This window comes from Dorea sp. D27, assembly GCF_001185345.1.
Classification (GTDB): Bacteria; Bacillota; Clostridia; order Lachnospirales; family Lachnospiraceae; genus Extibacter.
The window spans coordinates 531059-551171 of sequence record NZ_KQ236744.1; the positions used below are offsets into that span (position 1 = coordinate 531059).

Sequence of the window (20113 nt, forward strand, 5' to 3'; positions counted from 1 at the left end):
TACATATGGGGAAAAGGCGGATTTTATTTTTAAAAGCAGTTGCTTACAGTGATTTAAACCCGATGATTCAATCTTATCTGGACAGATATCGGAACGAGAACACGGAACTCGAAGTGCGGAGCCTCAAAACAGGCCCGAAGCATTTGGAATACCAGTATTATCAGGCCATCGCAGGGGACGGCATTTTAAAAGAAGTGAAAAGGGCAGAGAAGGATGGGTTCGATGCGGTAATCATCAGCTGCTTTGACGATCCGTTTTTATACCCGTCCCGGGAGATCAGCCAGAAGATAGTTGTTACGGCGCCCGGCGAAGCCAGCATGCACCTGGCCGCTGTGCTTGGGAACCAGTTTTCTGTCATAGTGGGAAGAGACAAATGGATTCCCCAGATGAAGGAGAACGTGCACAGATACGGGCTGGAAAGTAAACTTGCATCCTTCCGGAGCCTTGGCATGGGGGTGCTGGATTTCCACGAGAATGAAGAAGAGACTGTCAGGCGGATGAAACGGGAGATACGCTCGGCAATTGAAACAGACCGGGCGGAAGTCATAATCCTTGGCTGCAGCATGCAGTTCGGCTTCTATGAAGAATTACAGAAAGAGTTCCAGGTACCAGTCATAGATTCTATGGTTGCAAGCCTGAAACATACAGAATACCTGCTGGAAGTCCAGGAACGGACAGGCTGGCGCTTCAGCAGGCAGGGATTGTATGAGCGGCCGCCCGAGGAAGAGATGGAAGAATGGGGGATAAATTAGGAACGCAATTGGGGACGGAGGAAAATTAATTTTCCTCCGTCCCCAATTCGATTCAGGGTGTCCCTATTTCGATTTGGGGTGTCCCCAGAGATTCCCGTGTTGCTTATTGATTTTTAAACCATTATAATATAACATAATAAATTAATGTTGATGCCGGTGGGTATTAGATGAAAGGTGTTTGTAATGCAGAATAGAAAATGGCGTGTACTGATTGTGGACGATGAATTTAGGATTGGGATGTTAATCAAGAAGCTGATCAAGTGGGACGAGTATGATATGGAGTTTGTAGATGCCGTGGATAATGGGGAGGCCGCGTTCCAGATTATCAAGGAGAAACGGCCGGACATCGTGATTACGGATATACGGATGCCCAAGATAAACGGCCTGGATCTGATCTGTATGACGCGTGAAATAAGCAGGGACATCAAGTTCGTCGTGATAAGTGGGTATAAAGAGTTCGAGTATGCACACCGTGCGCTTCAGTATGGGGTGGATGATTATCTGCTGAAGCCGATCAGTGAGGACGAACTGGACAAAGTGCTTAAGAAGATACATAAGGAATTCCTCCAGAAGGAGCGCCAGCTTCAGGAGAGACAGGAGCTTCAGGAGAAGGTTACGGAGAGCAGGCAGATTATCAAGCGCGATTTTTTGAAAAATATCATCGAGCAGGACGATGCGGTGGAGATGGAGGATGCCAGGGTAGCGCTGGAAGGTGAAGTCTACCGGGGAATTGATATCAAGCTCGACTATGTCGATTACAGCAAGAGTGACAGGAAACAGGACAGGCTGACCGTGGAGCGGGTCGTGACCATAGTGGAGGGTATCCTTAAGGAAGTGTCGGAGGAAGTGCTCATCTGTGAAAAGGAGAACCTGCATATCTACTGCCTTTTCAATTATGATTACAGCAGGGCCAAGCTCATCAAGAACAGCATCAACGATATCCTGTCGGAGATAAAAGAATATCTGATGGGATTTGAACAGTATGAGGTGACGATTGGAGTCGGGACAGAGAAGACAGACTTCGGGGGGATACGTTTTTCTATCAAAGAATCCAACCGGGCAGTCGGGAACCGTATCAAGATGGGGACCGGAAGGCTCATTTATGCGGATGCACTTTCAGGCAGCGGAACCGGTGAGGAGGACAACCCGGTGGAACAGCACAAGGAAGCCTTCCTGGCCAGCCTGGAAGTGTATTCGAGAGATAAGATGGAGCAGTGCCTGAACCAGATATACAGCAGCTTTATGCTGCGAGAGGATATCGACTTTTCAAAATGTTACACAGTTGCGGAAGAGCTTGTGGAGCTTTTCTTCGGATATATGGACCTGAATCAGGAAGAGTCGCGCCAGACGAGAAAAAGGCTGAGCGGCAGCTGCCAGCACTGCTATTCTGTCACGCAGCTTAAGAACCTGCTGAAAGCAGAGCTGGGCAGCTATCTTGACATGAACCGGGAGGCCGTCTGGGACGAATCCGTCAAGCCGGTACGTCAGGCAAAGCAGTATATAGACGAACACTATAATGAGAAGATAGTTCTGGAAGACATCGCGGAAGTCATTGGCCTGAACCCGGTTTATTTCAGCGTCCTGTTCAAAAAAGAGGCAGGCATGAACTTCAGCACCTACCTCATGAACGTGCGCATGGATAAAGCGAAGGAAATGCTCTGCAGTACGAATGAGACGATAGCGGCCATCGGTGAGAGCGTCGGGTATAAGGACTCCAGGTATTTCAGCCAGACATTTGCCAAAGCAGTCGGAGTGAAGCCCGCCCTCTACCGTAAGCTGCACTCTTAGGAGGAGAATATGAAACTGGTCAAAAGAGTAAGAACTATAATCATAAGCGAAATGGTATTCCTGCTCCTGCTTTTTCTGTTCATGGAACGATACGGATATTCCCGTGCCGTGATTCCGTCTGTCATGCTGTTCCAGACCGGCATCATGATTTATCTCGCTGCGGCTGTCTATATCCCGTTTAAAACCTTTGCCGAGACGCTTGCCTACTTTGCGCAAAGAGACAGCCGGGAAGAGGAAGACATCGAAATGGAACTGAAGCAGGTGGCGGGACGCGTCCCCTATATGGAACAGATCGAACGGCTTATCGACAGGTTTGCCAAACGGCGTACGAGAAAGAGCTCCGCGAAGATCTTCGACAAGCAGACCGAGCTCACCGCCCTCCAGAGCCAGATCAATCCCCATTTTTTGTATAACACGCTGGAATCCATCCGGGGGCAGGCGCTGATGGACGACAATCTTGAAATCGCAAAGATGGTGGAAGCGCTCGCTGCGTTTTTCAGATACAGCATAAGCGGGAAAGGGAATCTTGTCACGCTGCGCGATGAACTAGCCAATATCAACAACTATATGCTCATACAGCGGTACCGTTTCAATAACCGCTTCTCCATGGAGATCATCATAGATGAGGAAGATGAGGCGGCATATGACTTCCTTATCCCGAGGCTGATTATCCAGCCTGTGGTAGAAAATGCCATTTTCCACGGGCTGGAGGAAAAGCTGGAAGGGGGCAAGGTGATTATCGAAGTCATCGTCACGGAAAGCAACCTCATCGTTACCATCTCAGACAACGGAAAAGGGATAGAAAGCAGAGATTTGAAAGAACTCAACGCCAGAATCCAGTCACAGGATATGCAGCTGGATGACGGCGGCAGCCGGCAGCGGAATACAGGGATAGCTCTGCCGAATATCCACAAAAGGATCCAGCTGCTTTTTGGAGAAGAGTATGGGGTAAACGTATACAGTACCGTAGGTCAGGGCACGGATGTAGAAATCACTGTCCCGGCCGGATATGAAAGGGGCGGTGGATTAGAAGATGAAGAGAGAAATACTTCGGATTAACAGCCTGAACTACGTATATGCCGGGAACAGAAAGCTGGAGAATCTCTCCATGTGCATCCTGGAAGGGGAGAGCGTCGGCTTCCTCGGGCTGACCTATTCGGGCAAGGACCTGCTCGTCCGCCTGCTGTGCGGCGAGGCAGAGGCGGATATATGCGGACTCAACATATATGTGGATGGTACAAAGATGTCGGATCAGGAGGAACTGGTGCAGAAAGTATACCGTATCGCGGCATCTAATTATTTGATTGATGACTGGACGGTAGCAGAATATATAGGGCTTGTAGACTCCAGCTGGTTTCAGATGCTCTGGAACAGGCGGCATCTGGAGGAAGAGACAGACGCGTACTTTAAAGAGCTCGGCATTCCGTTTGATGTCTCCAGGAAAATGAAAGAGCTAACGGAACTGGAAAAAAGGATTGCAGATATGGTGAAAGCGAGAAGCCACGGAGCCAGGATTGTCATAGTGGAAGACGAGTTCGAGGGTATGCGTCCGGAATCGATCGGGGAATTCGCCCATGTGATGAAAAGGCTGGCGAAGGGTAATATGGCAGTCATTGTAAACAGCCATTCGGACATGGTCTTATCGATACTGTCCGATAAATATATCATCATGAAAAAGGGGCGGATCGTGAAGAAGTGCAGCAAGGATTATATACAGGACAGCAGCCATCTGGAAAAGTTTCTGCTCGGCGGCACGATCAAATCCAAAAAGCAGGACATGGACAGCTATACGCTGGAACAAAGCGAAGAAAAAAAGACAGTATACCGGGTGAGGGGGCTGGAACTGAAAGACGGAAGAAAAGGAGACTTCAACTTTTTTAAGGGAGAGGTAGTCACGTTTCTCGTGCTGGATGGCAAAGAAAAGGAGAGGCTGTTCCTCGTGCTCTCAGGCAGGAAGCCCGGAAGGGACAATTACTGCATCATCGATTCGAAGGAATATGCGTCTGGTGATTTCAGTGGATTCGTACAGGGGAAAATCGTATCGGTCATGCATATGGGGAGCAAAGAGGAAGTGTTCACCCGCATGTCTGCAGGGCAGAACCTGCTGCTCCCATCACTCGGAAAGATATCATCCGTAGAGTATATCATATCGTCCGGAAGGATATCGAAGATGCTGAAGCAGAATATGGACAGTGATGCGGTGATGCCGGACATGGAAGCCGGAGACCTGGAAATCAACGATCTGATCAGCATTACGCTTGAGCGCTGGTACATCTATAATCCCAAGGTACTTGTACTCTTCGAGCCATTTGCACAGTGCGACGTATACGGGGTATCCATAGTAAAGTCATACATCAAGAAGTTTGCAAACAGGGGAACAGCGGTAATCATACTGAAGTCCAGAGAAGAGTATGTCGAGGACATCTCGGATAAGATTATAAGCCTTGATTAGATATTCTGATCAAGGCCTTAAAATGTTCACACTTAATCTAAATCCTGTCACATTGGAATCTGATTTTCCCACATGTATAATAAAACCATTCCAACAAGGAAAGAACTAACATAAAGGAGGAAATGTACATGAAAAAGAAAGTTTTATCCGTTCTGCTGGCAGCAGTCATGGTTACTGCACTGCTGGTAGGATGCAATTCCGGAGAAACCAAGAAAGAATCGGGGGGAGAGGCAAAGAAGGGCGAGGACCTGACATTTGTCGTCGTACCTAAATGCGTCCATGCCTGGTTCGACGAAGTCAACAAAGGTGCACAGCTTCAGGCAGATGCACTGTCCGATCAGCTGGGAGTGGAAGTTAAGATCGACTATCGTGCGCCGTCCAAGTCAGACGTGGCAGAGCAGAACTCTGTTATGGAACAGGCAGCGGCAACAAAACCGGACGGTATTGCTATCGACCCGGTAGACTACGAAGGAAGCAAGGCTGTTATAGAAGAAATCCAGTCCCAGGGCATTCCGGTCGTTCTCTTTGATGCACCGTCACCGGAAGGCAGCGGACTCACGAGCGTAGGCAATGACTTTAAAGAACAGGCAACGATTGCGGCAGATAAACTTGCGGAACTTATCGGAGAAGAAGGAAAGGTTGCAGTAATGCAAGGCTTCCCATCTGCCCCGAACCATGCAGAAAGATATCAGGCACACCTGGATGCGCTGAAGAAATATCCGAATATAGAAGTGATTGACGGCGGCATTGACAATGACAACGTAGAAGAAGCACAGTCCCAGGCAGCAGCCGTTCTTGCAGCCAACCCGGACCTGAAAGGCTATCTGAACTGCGACGCCTGCGGCTCCGGTGTGGCGGCAGCAATCGAGGAAGCAGGGAAAGCCGGCGAAGTGACATTTGTTGCAATGGATAACCTGATTGAAATCCTTGATTATGTCAAGAGCGGAACGATCTCTGCGACATCTTCCACGATACCTCAGATGCAGGGCTCGATGGCAGTTCTGATGATGTGGCAGCAGTCCATCGGAATCGACATTCCGCAGAAAGTTGACACAGGCATTGCATACATTGATGAGACCAATATCGATGAATGGATCAAAACAGTAAGTGAATAACAATCAGAATGACTAAAAACGGGGGGCTTGTGACTGGATTAATTCAAGTTACTCGCCCTTCGTTTTTTTAAAAGGAGCATGTCTATGAAAGTATTAGAGGCACAAAATATTACGAAATTATTTCCGGGCGTAGTCGCGCTTGATTCGGTAGATGTATCCTTTGAGCCTGGAGAAATCCATTGCGTCATCGGTGAGAACGGTGCGGGGAAAAGTACGCTGATCAAGTGTCTGACAGGAGTATATGAGCCGGAAGAAGGGCAGGTCCTGATAGGCGGGGAAGACGCGCTGAAGAATAAAGTGCTTTTTGACAAAGTGGCATACGTGCCCCAGGAGATTGATCTGTTCGGCTATATGTCAGTTGCCGAAAATCTGTTTCTCCCCTATGAGAAATCCGGCCTCAAAGGAATAGTAAACCAGAAAGAATTAGAGAAAAAGGCGGTTCCGCTGCTTGAGAAGTTCTGCATACCGGTAAAGCCGGATGAACTTGTGAAGGACATATCTGTATCTGCGCAGCAGCTGCTGCAGATTGCGAGAGCCACTGTCCATGAAGACTATGAAGTGCTTATGCTGGACGAACCGACGACCAGCCTGACGACGAGCGATACACAGATATTATTTGACATTGTAAAAGAAATTAAAGCAGAAAATAAAGCAATCATATTCATTTCTCATAAGCTGGAAGAGATATTTGCCCTTGGCGATGTGCTGACAGTATTCAGAAATGGAAAGAAGGTTGCTTATTCCAAATTGGAAGAGATAGATATACCGTGGGTAATCCGGCAGATGACAGGACGAGAGCTTGACCAGGAGCAGGTATTTTATTCTGACAAGGTTTCAGACGAAGTTCTGCTGGAAGTCGACCGCCTGACCGGGGAGCGGTTCACGGATGTGAGCTTTACTTTGAAAAAAGGAGAGATACTGGGATTTTCCGGATTGGTGGGAGCCGGCAGAAGCGAGCTGATGCAGGCTATCTTCGGTTATCTGCCTGTATACTCAGGCAGCGTGAAGCTGGACGGCGAGGACTGGAAACTGGGCGATACGAATTATTCCGTTAACCACGGGTTCATCTATCTCCCGGAAGAGAGGAAGAAGCAGGGAATCCTCCCGGTCCTGTCTATCCGCGAGAACATATCCGTCTCGTCCCTGGAGGACTTAAAGAGCGGCTTTGGCATCTCCAAGAGGAAGGAAGACGAGCTTGCGGGCAGGATTATCGATACATATGATGTCAAGACGCCGGATGCGGAAAAAGAGATTCAGTTCCTGAGCGGAGGGAACCAGCAGAAGGTCATTATCGGCCGTTCCATGTGCTGCAGCCCGAAGGTGCTCGTGTTCGATGAACCGACGAAGGGAATCGATGTCGGCACGAAGGCGGAGATATACCGTCTGATGAAGGAGCTGGCAGAGGAAAAAGGTATCGGTATCATCCTCATATCATCAGAGATGGAGGAGATAAAAAAGTGTTCCAACAGAATCATTGCGTTGTACGAAGGGAAGAAAGCCGGAGAGTATGATGCAGAGGCGGACAAGGAAGCAATCCTGAGTGCTATTATTGGAGTAAATTCTTAGAGAAAGAGGAGTCGTTTATTATGAATAAAGAGAAAACAAAAACAAACAACGTCTTCGTAAATGCGTTGAAGAAAAGTAATATGACAGCTATCGGCGTCGTATTGTTATTGATGATTATTATTGCAAGTGTAGCTTCTCCGTATTTCCTGGATATGTATAACCTGCAGTCGCTCATCAGAGACCTGGCTTTCATCGGCATGATAGGTATCGCCCAGTCTCTGCTTCTGCTCATCGGCGAGCTGGATCTGTCGGTGGGGAAGATAGCGTCCCTGTGCGGCATCCTTGCAGGTATGATGATGGTGAATTATGGAATCAACCCGTGGCTGGCGCTCGCGCTTGCGCTTCTGCTCGGTCTTGTGTTCGGCTGTATCAACGGGCTCATAATTACAAAGCTGAGGCTGAATTCCATGGTTGCCACGATTGGTATGCAAGGGGTTTACGGGGGCATCAACCTTGTGCTGACAAAAGGGAAAGCGATTACAGGAATCCCGGAAGATATCTACATACTTGGCAAAGGGAACCTCGGCCCGGTGCCATTCCCGTTCGTATTCTGTGTGGCGGTACTCATCCTTATCATATTCATGGTGAAGAAGACAAAGACCGGCCGTTACATCTACGCCATCGGTAACAGCCGTGAGGCTGCTAAGATCCTTGGCATCAAGGTAGACAAGATCAGAGTGATGATATACGCTATCGTCGGTCTCATATCTTCCCTGGCAGGGATATTGTACGTGGCGAGGCTCGGTTCCTCACAGTCTGCAATCGGTGAAAACTGGCCGATGAACTCTATCGCAGCATCCGTTATCGGCGGTGTATCCCTGACCGGCGGCATCGGCAATCCTGCGGGCGCGCTCATCGGTGCGGCCATTATCAGTATCATCCAGAATATGATCGTGCTGTTCGGCGTCAATGTATACTGGCAGTCAGCCGTCAGCGGCATCGTAGTCGTTATCGCCATATCCTTCAGCTCTATTTCGGAGATAATGCGGGAGAGAAAACAGAGAAAGATAAAGCTTGGCTAAGATTCATATATGGGCTGCACGATGTGCGGTCCATATTCGGAAAGGAGATTGATTATGAAGCTTGGATTAAATCTGTCATTTGCTGTGAAGCGTTTTTTAGAGCCGGATAAGCTGGCTCGTATGTGTAAGCAGGACTTTGGCACGGACCACGTGCAGTTTACGTGGGACCTCATCGACCCGTGGTGGCCGGAAGAATTAAGGGATGTGCTGGCAATCCGCTACAAGGAAGCATTTGCAAAAGAGGGCGTGCACATAGATGCTACATTCGGGGGGCTGGCGTCCTATTCATATGCCCATCTTCTCGCCCCTTCAAAGGAGCAGAGAGAGGCAGCCTTCCTCTTTTTCAAACGGGCTGTCGACCTTACGGCAGTGATGGGGGCAAAGGTCATGGGAACACCGGTAGGGGGCATGTCATACGATGACGCCCGCTGCCCTGAAAGGCGGGAAGAACTATACGAAGAGATGCTTGCCTATGTCAGGCGGCTGGCCTCCTACGGGAAGGAACGAGGACTTGAAGAGATACATATCGAGGCGACACCGCTCATCACGGAATTTCCCCACAGCCCGGAGGTGTCCGTGAAGATGATGAAAGATCTGGAAGGGACAGACATTCCGGTCAGGCTGCTCGTAGACTGGGGGCATGCGCTTTATAAGCCGCTGCTGAAAGAAGAGGCGGATATTGAACTATGGCTTTGCACATGTGCTCCGTATATCGGTTCTATCCATCTCCAGCAGACCGATGGACAGTGGGACCGTCACTGGGACTTTACAAGGGAAGGTATCGTTACTCCGGAACTCATCAGGCATGCCACTGCAAAGGCCGGACTTGACGATATCATGCAGTATCTGGAAGTTGTCACAATATTTGAAGACGACGATGATGCAGTGTACGGGGGCATGAAAAAGACGATGGACTATCTTCACAGAGAATTGGACTAGAGGAGGCGGCAGCATGGAATATAAAGAGATGTACGAGCGGATGCTCTCGGAATACAGGCAGGTGTTTGAAAAGCTGGATCAGACGGCAATGCGGGAATTTATCGATGAGGTGAAACGTCACGACCGCATTTTCCTCATCGGGGTCGGACGCGAGGGGATGGCAACGAGAGCATTTGCCATGAGGCTTATGCATATGGGCAAAGAAATCCACTGGATCTGGGATGACACGACGCCTTCCATAGGAGAAGGCGACATGCTGATAGCCACCTTGGGAGACGGCAGCATCGGGCATATCAACTATATATGCGAGAGGGCCAAAGAAGCGGGTGCGCTCATATACGTCGTGACCGGTTCCCCGAGTGGAAGTACGGCCAGGCGCGTGGCAGACAAGGTATTCTTTGTACCGGCGGCGGTGTACCGCGGAACGGATGATGTCGTTCCGTCATTCCAGCCGATGGGCAACTTGTTTGAACAGTGCCTGCTCATCGTGTTTGACATGATAGTGATGACCATCGTGGATGAGACGCCGGGGCTGACATTTGAGAAGATGTCAGGACGCCACAGGAACGTGGAATAAAGAACGTGGAGAGAGGAACTATAAGGAGGAAGAGGTGCGATGAAAAAGATATTGAATGCGGACGTGGATCATGTCGTGGAAGAGATGCTTGCCGGATATCTGTCTGCATACAGGCGTTACTACAAAAAAATCGGCGAGTACAATGCGTTTAAATACAGGGGGCACAGAAAGGATAAGGTTGCGCTGGTCATCGGCGGAGGAAGCGGACATGAACCGCTGTTTTCCGGATACTGCGGAGCCGGGCTGGCCGACGGCGTCGCCTGCGGCAATATATGCGCCTCCCCGAATCCCGAACTGATTTATGAGACGGCGAAAGCTGTGGACCAGGGGAAAGGAGTCCTGTTCATCTATGGTTGCTATGCAGGAGACAATCTGAACTTTGATATGGCAGAAGAGCTTTGCCGTGCAGACGGCATAAAGACCGCCCATGTGCGGGTTTGGGACGACTGCGCTTCGGCGCCGAAGGAGAGGGTCACAGACCGCCGCGGGATTGCCGGAGACGTCTTTGTCATCAAGACGGCGGGAGCGGCCTGTGATGCAGGTCTTGCGTTTGATGAGGTGGTGCGTATCGCCGAAAAGGCGAGGGACAATATCAATACGATTGGTCTTGCAACGTCTCCTGGAACGCTGCCGGGCAATGATAAGCCGACATTCGAGCTGCCGGACGATGAAGTGGAATTCGGTATGGGGCTCCATGGTGAGCCAGGCATCGAAAGGACGAAGATGAAGCCGGCAGATGAGCTGGTCGGAAGAATGTATGCAGAGCTGAAAAGAGAGATGGACCTGAAAGAAGGAGATGAGATCGCGGTCCTTGTGAACGGACTTGGATCCACACCGCTCCTGGAGCTGAACATCGTGTATTACGACCTGCACAGACTTATGACGGCAGACGGGCTGAAGGTGCACGATGCAGAGGTAAAGACGTACTGCACCTGTATGGAGATGGGCGGATTTTCCATCACTATACTGAAGCTGGATGAGGAGCTGAGACGGTATTATGACGCTCCGTGTTATTCCCCATATTATGCAAAGGGCGAGCTGACGGGTGCCGTCTGCGAATACGGAGACCGTGATGAGGAAGAAGAGCCTGAGTTTGATGAAACGGATGTAAAAGAGGCGGTAATCGTAAGGAGCCAAGACGGTGAACTTGCAGAGCTAAGTGCCGCTGATGCGAGAAATATGCTGCTTTATATCGCGGATAAGATTATCGCAGCCAAGCCGTATCTTACAGAGATCGACAGCGTAATCGGAGACGGCGACCATGGAATCGGTATGGCCGGAGGGATGCAGAAAGCAAAGAAAAAGCTGGTGCAGATGAAGGACGAGACAAATGCATATGCAGTATTTGAAGCGGCGGGAAATGCAATGCTCATGTCAATGGGCGGCGCATCCGGCGTCATATTTGGCAGCCTCTATCTGGCGGGAGCTAAGGGCATGAAGCCGAAAGAAGTGCTTACAGCGTCAGACCTGGCGAAGATGGAGCGGATGAGCCTCATCGCCATCCAGGAACGCGGCAGGGCCGAGGTGGGAGATAAGACGATGGTGGACGCGCTTGCTCCCGCGGTAGAGGCGATGGAGCAAGAGGCGTCCGGCAGCCTTCTCGACATGCTGAGGGCTGCGGAAGAAGCAGCGAGACAGGGCATGGAAGATACGAAAAAGTATGTTGCCAGATTCGGACGAGCCAAATCACTAATGGAGCGGGCAATCGGTCACCAGGATGCAGGCGCGACCTCCGTATGGCTGATTTTCCAGGGGATGCGAGAATTTGTGGAAGGCAGATAGGGACACCCTAAAACGAGTTGGGGACGGGGGAAAATGAGTTTTCCCCCGTCCCCAACGGACCTCAACGATGAAAGGTGGTTAAAGTTGATGAATAGAAAAGTAAACTGGGGCATCTTAGGCTGTGCCGGGATTGCCAGGATAAGGACGATACCGGGGCTGCTTCAGGCGGACAATGCGAGGCTGTATGCCGTCGCAAGCCGGGGCGGCAGCAAAGCGGAGGAATTCAAAGAATTATTCTCCGCTGAAAAGGCCTATGGCGGCTATGAACAGCTGCTGGAAGACGATGAGGTGGAAGCTGTCTACATACCGCTTCCCAACTCTATGCACTATGAATGGGCAGAAAAGGCGGCAAAAGCCGGAAAGCATATTTTATGCGAGAAGCCGTTAGCTATGAATGAAGAAGAGGCAAAGAAGATGTATGAGGTGTGCCGGAAGAACGGAGTGCTTCTCATGGAGGCATTTGCCTACCGGCACAGTCCGCTCGTGCAGAAGGTGAAGGCGCTTATAGATGAGGGTGCCATAGGCAAAGTGAAGTATATAGAATCCCATCTGACGGATGTGCTTCACGACATGTCCAACATCAGGATGAATCAGAATCTGGGCGGCGGAGCGTTCTATGATATGGCGTGCTATAATGTCAATGTCATAAGCTATCTGATTGGAAAAGAGCCGGTAGATGTCAAGGCATTTGCCGAGGTGGATAAGGAATATGGGGTGGACGTTAGTAATACGTTCCTGCTCAAATATAGTGACGGCATCCAGGCTGCAGGATATTCCTCTCTGAATTCTTATGCGAGAGGCTATTATGCTGTCGTAGGGGAGAAGGGCAGGATAGAAGTACCATGCAACTTCAACTGTAGAAATATATGCAAGTTCACAGTTTCCACAGGTGCCTGTGTGGATAATGTGGAAGTGCTGGATGAAGAGAAGACGGAATACACAGTCATGTGTCCCGACAACTATATGCTGGAAATCGAACAGTTCGGCAGATGCATATTGGACGGGGAGCGCCCGCTCGTGTCGGAAGAAGAGACGCTTCGGAACGCGCGTATACTGGACAGGGCGCTGGAAGACGCAGGACGGTAGGAATAAGGTACTGTCTGTAAATGGAAAAATGGGGACACCCTAAAATGAATTGGGGACGGAGGAAATTGAATTTTCCTCCGTCCCCAATTCGTTATCTTGGAACGTAATAGAGCTTTATTATATTATCTCCTTCGCACAGGTCCAGACGGTAAGGGCAGGCGCAGACAAATTTCCAGCAGGGCAGGCGTAGTATATGGCTACAGGCATCTATAGGCTTGCAGGGATCAGCGCCAGTCACGAGCTTATCCGGGCAGATGCGTATTCCGGTGCAGCGGTTCAGATATTGCACGGTATAGTGGGCGGAGCCTTCTTTTACTGCTATGACGGCATTGTCATATAATATGCCGTTTCCGGTCTCCAGAATAGCAAAATCCGGAATGACGGTGTCGCTGCAGTTCGTTATATATTGAAATGTAAATTCCTGATAGCTCCCTGCCGGGACGGTGAAGTCCTCTGCCAGAATCCGGCGTCTTGTGCTTGCCCGTGCTTCCTGTACGGTACGTACATTCTGCACCTCATAAAGCAGGGGGAAGTGCATTGGAACATCGGTATAATTGTGGACGATTACACGGTAGTAGATTTCCTGGCAGGCGGATACGGATAGTGACTTGTATATTACATCATCTGCTTCTGTGCCCACGAATTTTTCTACAGTAAAGCCGGAGTGACACGATATGACCGGCGTCTGGAAATGAAGTATCCGCGTCGGATTATCGTATGTGAGTTCCGTTGAGGCGGCATCAAGATGATTCGCCTCCTGGAATGAGACAAGTGTCCCTTCATCGTTGTTTGTGTGCAGATGGGAACCGTGGGCAGGCCCTTTGTTTTCAATACGGTAGGTGACCCGGATCCGTGTCCGGCTGTCCGGTGAGACAGGAGGATAAGGAACTTCTCCCAGACCGACGGTAACCACCCCGTCCTGTACATTTGCATCACTGATATCAGGCAGAAGAGCCGGCTTGGTGTACACGGTATAATCTGGATCCAAAGGATCCGTAATGTCAGGAGCGCTTATTGACTTTAATTTTATGCCATCCTGTTCTCCGGTGATACGGATTGAACCGGGTACGTAATCGAAGAGAGCCGTATTGACCGTATCTGTAATCGTAACCTGGGGCCCTCCGGTCAGGATGAACAGATACCTGGCAAGCCGTTCCAGCTCTTCTATGATAGGATTGTCAGAACCACCCTCGGCTGCCTCGTGGAGATAGGAGCCGGTAGAGGCGATTGTGCGCATGATGTCCAGCACATCCTCCCGCGTGTAAGGTCCGGGTGACTGGGCGTCTATCTCTATGCCGAGAACAAAGACAGAGGCGTTGCCGCCAGCAGGATCCTTGATCCTTCCGGCAGTTTCCCAGGCGCGCTTTAAAGCAAGGACAAGCTCTTCTGATGTGGCAGACCGGTTTGCAATTTCAGAGATGAGGCTGCTAACAGTCTGCTGCAAGTACATAAAGTAACGCCACGGTTCCCCGGGCATACTTGGAAAATAGTCGCTGTCAGTACTGCCTGGTGTTGCATATCTACCAGGATATCCGGGATTGACAGACCGGTTTGCCTGGCCGTCGGTAATTAAGATAACCGCACGGCGGCGAAGGTCATCTGACTGGGCGAACCCGGGCGTGGTAAAGAGGGTGTACGCTTCGTTTAGACCTGCTTCTGTGTTCGTATCTTCCCCATAGGGAATGGCCCAGATAAGATTATCCAGAACCGTATTACTTTCATATCCAGTGTCATTCATGCTGTAAGGAAGCTGCGTGCTGTCCAGAGGCGTTCCTGCGGCAACATTCTGGATAAAGTTGCCGGCGTATGCGCCAGGATTCTGAGCGTATACGTCAGACAGGTAACGGGACAGTACCGAATCCGTACGTGGGGTGCCGTCATCCTCATAGATATCAGAGTATTGTATTTTATAATAATTGTAGTAGTTGTAGAGACTCAGTTCGGTACTCGCTGCAATGGGAGCAGACTGTGCCATATAAGTCGGAATATCTGTAGTAGAGACATATGATCCATTGCGGTAGCCGAGAATCTGTCCGATACGGTTGCCGCTTGTCGTAGAACGCCGCCATGTGAACAGCGTCCCAAGGTAATCATAGGAAAGCCCGCCGCCTGGCAGCGGCACATATGCGTCTCTGGCAAATGGCACGATGGTGACACGTGTTTCCTTATTCTGCTGCCAGAGCAGCTGGATCGTCTGGCTCAATGCCCTTTTTGCCAGCGCCATCTTACGGCTTCCGCCGGACATCATGCTGGCGGTTACATCCAGCACAAATATGACATCCAGCGAGTGGGGCGGGTAATAAGAGTATACGAGCGGGTTGGCTTCGACATCCAGCGTGACCGTCGAGGAGCATCCGTCCGATGCCCCTTTGGATATCCGGATCCGGTCCTGAAAATGGATGAGGCCGCCCCGGCCATCGTCATATCCTGCATCATAGACGGTCGTATTACCGGAAGTAATCCAGTAATCCGGGTCTGAGGGATCTTCTGTAGGACGAATCATATCATAACCTCCAACGTCTACCGGATTTTGCATTCCGGGACCTTGGTAGGGACAAGATGTCTTAGTAGTTGACATAGCAATACCTCCATTCAATACTATAGTATCGAAAAGAATGTGGCGCGTGAATGATTGGATGCAGAACGCATATCCGCACAGAACTGTTATCCGGCGGGACTGTGTGTTATACTGGAAAAAGATGGAGAGAGGTGAAAGGATGAAGAGACGTTATGGACTGAACATGGTATGGAAGATGACGATTGCCACGATGCTGCTGCTTCTCATACCGATATTCATTATCTGTATCATATACATACAGATGTATCAGAAGACCTCAATGGAGACTGCGGACGGAAAACTGACGTCTGTACTGGGCAGCATGCAGGGCAGGATTGATGAGACGCTGTCAGACGCAGAGGTCATGCTGGACGAGCTGTTTTACCGGCAGGAATTTTCCTATTTTATGAATGACAAGAACGAATTGAGCCAGCGGGAAATCAACTATTATACATCCAGCGTTCAGAAAGAACTGATCAATAACCGCTACCTGTATTCCAATATTTTTGGAAACATCGGACTCTATTCCTCCAATAGCCAGGTGAAGGCGGACTGGCAGTTCCCTCTTCAGAATCTGGAAGAGAAGCCATATTACGCGGAGGTGACGGTAGACACGCAAGGGGCGGTCTACGGAGCCGTCAGAGAGTCAGAGCTTGTGTTTTCCACCCTCGATACCAAGCACATAAAAGTCGGCAATGCCAATGTCTATGTCCTTCCTATCTATAAGAAGGTATATGCGATAGGGACGAAAGATGTAATAGGAGTGGTGGAGACAGATGTGGATATCAACCGGCTTATGGACGTGACGAGCCTGCGCAATGACGATTCCGAAATAACCAAGATAGTGGCGGACCGGAAGAAGAATATACTAATCAATACAGGGAACAGGGACAGTGAGCTTGAAAAGCGTATCATGACCCGGATACAGGAAGATAAGGGTACGGAAGAACTGTACATTGACGGGGCGAGCTACCGGATGTCCTACACCGTATGCCCAAATACGGGGCTTATCAATATTGCCCTTCTTTCACGGGATGACATTTACAGCAATATCTTCCATATGGTCATCGGCGTACTGCTCATCACCGTGATGTGTCTTGGGGTGATGGGAATCATCACTTACCTCGTCATCAGCAACATGCTGAGCCGCCTCGTAGTCGTAGACGTCATGATGGGCAAGGTAAGAGAAGGTCATTTTGACGTCCTCATACCGGAGGACGGCAAATCAGATGAGATATCCCGCATCGGAAGTTCCTTCAATCTGATGGTGGCACACCTGAATGAAGTCCTCGAAGAGAAGGTACGGAACGAGCAGGCACAGAAAGATGCCGAAATCAAAGCGCTGCAGGCACAGATCAATCCTCATTTTCTATACAATACGCTGGAAAATATGCGCATGCAGTGCGAGATTGACGGCTACTATATGATGGGGAACAGCCTGGCTGTGCTCGGAGAACTTTTCCGCTACAGCATCAAGTGGGGAAACAACGAAGTGGCATTTGAGCTGGAATGGCAGAATCTGAAGAATTATCTCTATATCATGCGCATGAGATATGAAGATGACCTGGAAGATGAGCTGGAATGTGACTACGGGCTTGAGGATGTGATTGTCCCCAAAATGATACTGCAGCCGCTTGTGGAAAACTGCTTCAGCCATGCGTTTAAGACGAAGATGCCGCCGTGGAAAGTCCGCGTAACCGCAAGAAGAGAGGAGGACAGGCTTGTGATTGCCATACATGACAACGGGTGCGGCATCGAGGAGGAGAAGGTGGCGTGGATTCAGAGATGCCTGGATGAGAACAAAGAGATCCGGTGTACGGAGAAGCAGCGTAAATCCATCGGAATATTGAACGTAAAGCAGAGGATAGAGATGATATGCAGGGAGGGCAGCAAAGTGATGATAGAAAGCGAGCTGCACGAAGGAACGGTAATTCGCATTATAATCGTATTGTAGGTGATGAAAATGGGTGATGAAGATGTTTAAAATATTAGTTGCAGATGACGAGAAGTTCATACGGAAGGGTATCGTAGCCATACTGTCCGGCAACCTCAAGGAGGAAGTAGAGTTCGTAGAGGCAAGAAACGGCCTGGAGGCACTGGAAAAGTCAAGGACAGAGACGCCGGGACTTATCATAACAGATATAAGCATGCCCGGATGTGACGGTCTGGAGTTCATACAGAGGCTGAAAGAAATCAACGTCAATGTCCCTGTAATCATCCTGTCGGGATATGAGAACTTTGAATACGCCAAGAAAGCAATAAAGCTTGGCGTAAAAGAATACGTCATGAAACCGATTAAAAAAACTGAGTTCGTGGAGCTCATACATTCCTACATAACAGATATCCGGCAGGCCAGACAGAGGAACCGGGAAGAATATCTGAAAAGAAGCGAAAACACGAGAATCATGGAAAAGCTTAAGAGGGATTTTCTGCTTGGGCTTTTGAAATGCACGAGCAGTGACGAGGCAAGGAACTATCTTATCCAGCTCGAAGAACTAGGCATGCGTTTCGACTCCCATCTGTATATGTGCGTGGCGGTGCAGTACAGGGTCACGCCGGCCAACCAGGAATACATAGACTTTGTCGTGAAAAATATACTCGATGAGTTCTGGGGGCTTCGCCTGGATGAGGAGAAGGCGGTCAATGTAGTGTACGGCTCGGGCATGGTCGTGTCCATCTTTGAAGGTGACAGCCAGACCGCCCTGCTGGAACAGAAGAGGAAGCTTGTACGTGAAGCGCTGTCTCTTTTGAAACAGTACTGCAAGACGGATATATATGCGGGAATCGGCGATATAGCCTTCGACTCCATCCAGCTTCATGTCTCTCTGCGGCATGCCATGCTGGCGGCTGACTACAAGATATTTGAAGAAGGAGCCAGTGTGTGCGTCTACCAGGATCTGGAAAAAGGAGAAGAGCCTGAAGCGCCGGAGCTGGTAAAACGAATGAAGCCGATTGATGACATCAATATATTTGATATGCTGGACCGGTTCCGAAAGCTGGCATATTCCGGGAAAACCCGCCGGGTGCTGAAGGTGCTGGAGCAGGAATACGAAGAGGTACAGAACCATATCAATCTCGTGATGGCACGGAAGCAGACCGGAAAGACCGTATGGGATGAGAAATACAAAAGCTTTTCCTGCATCTGGTCCGTCGGGGAGGCAGGCCAAGAGCTGAAAGAACGGGTCGAGCTTCTCAAAGAGCTCTGTGATGACAGCGGGAGCGTGAATGAGGCATTGATGCGGCAGATGCTGGATTTCGTGGATGAACACATCACAGAGGAGCTGGATTTGAATACAGTGGCAGAAAAGTTTAACCGGACGTCCGGTTATGTAAGCACGCTCTTTAAGAAATATACGAGCGGGGGCTTCAGCGCGTATCTCACCGGCGAACGGATAAAGATAGCGAGAAAGCTGCTGGAGGATTCCAGCATACCGATACAGGAGATTGGAGAGCTGTGCGGCTATAGCAATCCCAAATACTTCTCCGTCGTGTTCAAGAAGGTGACGGGAGAGACGCCGAGAGGATACCGGGAAAAGCTCATAAGCCGGTAGCATCGTACTGGACGGTCACGGTTATATGGCCGTCCAATTTCTGTTTCAGTACATTTATCCCGGGCGCCCCTTTTATCGTCCCGTTATCGATAAGCTGATTCAGCATACCGCGGGACAGATTCAGCTTCTGGCGCAGCACGGCAGACACTTTGACGGGAAGCGGGTGCTCGCTCATCAGATGCAGTTCTACGGATTCGCCGGGGGGAGGATTCTCCCCGGCTGCCGTGAACGCAGGCGTACAGGGGATGGCACCATTCTGCCGGAGGAGCCCCATGTTCAAAGCATGCTGTGCGGCCAGCTTCCAGTCATTGTTGTGATAACGTTCCAGGAGGTCAGAATCTATGCCGGCGGAACTAATGCGGGAGCAGATGGGCAGGTTCCACGTCGCGTCACAGTGCGGGCATCTGTAGATGAGCCATATGTCAAGATGCTTCCGCTGCGCATTCACACGGAACTGACCGGAGCACCTATATTCTCTTTTTGTGCCGCAGCTTTTGCAGTGTCTGAGTACGGCAGGCAGTTCACATTGGATATACCACACGATTCTCTTCAATTTACACAGTCCTTTCGTTCTGTAAAATTGTAGCATCACGGTCTGGTATGTCCAACCGAATACACGTTTTATAAAGGAACTTGAGACACGGAAAGATTAGGCAATGGAGGATGCCTAATCGGAAAGCGTACAATCATTACCAGCAGTTTTCATAACAGTATCTTTTAATAGGAGTTTAAGTAAAGTGGGACGCCGCTGGGGAGGCAGGGGGCATATGCTCCGATGCGTCCGGGAACTGCGACTATCACACAGATTCTTAAGCCCGTGGAATGTTCGCCGATAGCGGCTCACACCCCACGGGCCAAGGAATCTGGTGAGGATTCTCCGTCCCTCCCGCTTATACCTGCGCATCTGCCCCCTGCCTCACCAGCGG

The 20113-nt window shown here is 50.0% G+C and carries 15 protein-coding genes; 13 read left to right on the top strand and 2 right to left on the bottom strand.

The genetic code is table 11. The features are described from left to right. Positions 1-5: 5 nt before the first annotated feature. From HMPREF0980_RS08995 to HMPREF0980_RS09045, 11 genes are all read left to right on the top strand, one after another. A complete protein-coding gene (locus tag HMPREF0980_RS08995) occupies positions 6-752 on the top strand; it encodes an aspartate/glutamate racemase family protein (protein ID WP_049728799.1) in 747 nt (248 codons plus the stop codon). Between the two features lie 183 nt (positions 753-935). Continuing rightward, entirely contained in the window at positions 936-2540 is a 1605-nt protein-coding gene (locus HMPREF0980_RS09000; protein ID WP_049728800.1) for a response regulator transcription factor, read from the top strand. 9 nt (positions 2541-2549) lie between these two features. Continuing rightward, a complete protein-coding gene (locus HMPREF0980_RS09005) occupies positions 2550-3599 on the top strand; it encodes a sensor histidine kinase (protein WP_049728801.1) in 1050 nt (349 codons plus the stop codon). Further along, positions 3574-4992 carry a sugar ABC transporter ATP-binding protein gene (locus HMPREF0980_RS09010; RefSeq protein WP_049728802.1) on the top strand — a complete coding sequence of 473 codons (1419 nt, stop codon included), beginning with the start codon at positions 3574-3576 and terminating at the stop codon, positions 4990-4992. The genes HMPREF0980_RS09005 and HMPREF0980_RS09010 overlap by 26 nt, the downstream gene beginning before the upstream one ends. 128 nt (positions 4993-5120) lie before the next feature. Further along, entirely contained in the window at positions 5121-6107 is a 987-nt protein-coding gene (locus tag HMPREF0980_RS09015) for a substrate-binding domain-containing protein (RefSeq protein ID WP_049728803.1), read from the top strand. A gap of 84 nt (positions 6108-6191) precedes the next feature. Then, positions 6192-7673, top strand: coding sequence for a sugar ABC transporter ATP-binding protein (locus tag HMPREF0980_RS09020; protein WP_049728804.1), 1482 nt, complete (start codon positions 6192-6194; stop codon positions 7671-7673). A 20-nt stretch (positions 7674-7693) separates the two neighbouring features. After that, on the top strand, positions 7694-8695 hold the full coding sequence (locus tag HMPREF0980_RS09025) for an ABC transporter permease (RefSeq protein WP_049728805.1): 1002 nt from the start codon (positions 7694-7696) through the stop codon (positions 8693-8695). Positions 8696-8749: 54 nt separating this feature from the next. Then, positions 8750-9634, top strand: coding sequence for a sugar phosphate isomerase/epimerase family protein (locus HMPREF0980_RS09030; RefSeq protein ID WP_049728806.1), 885 nt, complete (start codon positions 8750-8752; stop codon positions 9632-9634). Positions 9635-9647: 13 nt separating this feature from the next. Beyond that, positions 9648-10211 carry an SIS domain-containing protein gene (locus HMPREF0980_RS09035; RefSeq protein ID WP_049728807.1) on the top strand — a complete coding sequence of 188 codons (564 nt, stop codon included), beginning with the start codon at positions 9648-9650 and terminating at the stop codon, positions 10209-10211. Between the two features lie 39 nt (positions 10212-10250). Beyond that, positions 10251-11993 carry a dihydroxyacetone kinase subunit DhaL gene (dhaL, locus tag HMPREF0980_RS09040; RefSeq protein ID WP_049728808.1) on the top strand — a complete coding sequence of 581 codons (1743 nt, stop codon included), beginning with the start codon at positions 10251-10253 and terminating at the stop codon, positions 11991-11993. Positions 11994-12080: 87 nt separating this feature from the next. Continuing rightward, positions 12081-13079: a Gfo/Idh/MocA family protein gene (locus HMPREF0980_RS09045; protein WP_049728809.1), complete on the top strand. Its 999-nt coding sequence runs from the start codon at positions 12081-12083 to the stop codon at positions 13077-13079. Between the two features lie 91 nt (positions 13080-13170). Here the strand turns inward: HMPREF0980_RS09045 and HMPREF0980_RS09050 are convergent, their stop codons facing one another. Continuing rightward, positions 13171-15582 (bottom strand): vWA domain-containing protein, encoded by a 2412-nt coding sequence (locus tag HMPREF0980_RS09050; RefSeq protein ID WP_049728810.1) that lies wholly within the window; start codon positions 15580-15582, stop codon positions 13171-13173. Between the two features lie 214 nt (positions 15583-15796). On the opposite strand from HMPREF0980_RS09050, the gene HMPREF0980_RS09055 reads away from it, so the two are divergent. After that, the gene (locus HMPREF0980_RS09055) at positions 15797-17590 is read left to right on the top strand and encodes a sensor histidine kinase (protein ID WP_198146220.1); all 1794 of its coding nucleotides are present in this window, start codon (positions 15797-15799) and stop codon (positions 17588-17590) included. A gap of 22 nt (positions 17591-17612) precedes the next feature. Continuing rightward, complete coding sequence (locus HMPREF0980_RS09060) at positions 17613-19187, top strand: response regulator transcription factor (RefSeq protein ID WP_207643607.1); 1575 nt, start codon at positions 17613-17615, stop codon at positions 19185-19187. Here the strand turns inward: HMPREF0980_RS09060 and HMPREF0980_RS09065 are convergent. Then, the gene (locus HMPREF0980_RS09065) at positions 19174-19740 is read right to left on the bottom strand and encodes a DUF1062 domain-containing protein (RefSeq protein ID WP_049728813.1); all 567 of its coding nucleotides are present in this window, start codon (positions 19738-19740) and stop codon (positions 19174-19176) included. The two genes, HMPREF0980_RS09060 and HMPREF0980_RS09065, sit on opposite strands and share 14 nt — an antisense overlap. Between the last annotated feature and the right edge of the window lie 373 nt (positions 19741-20113).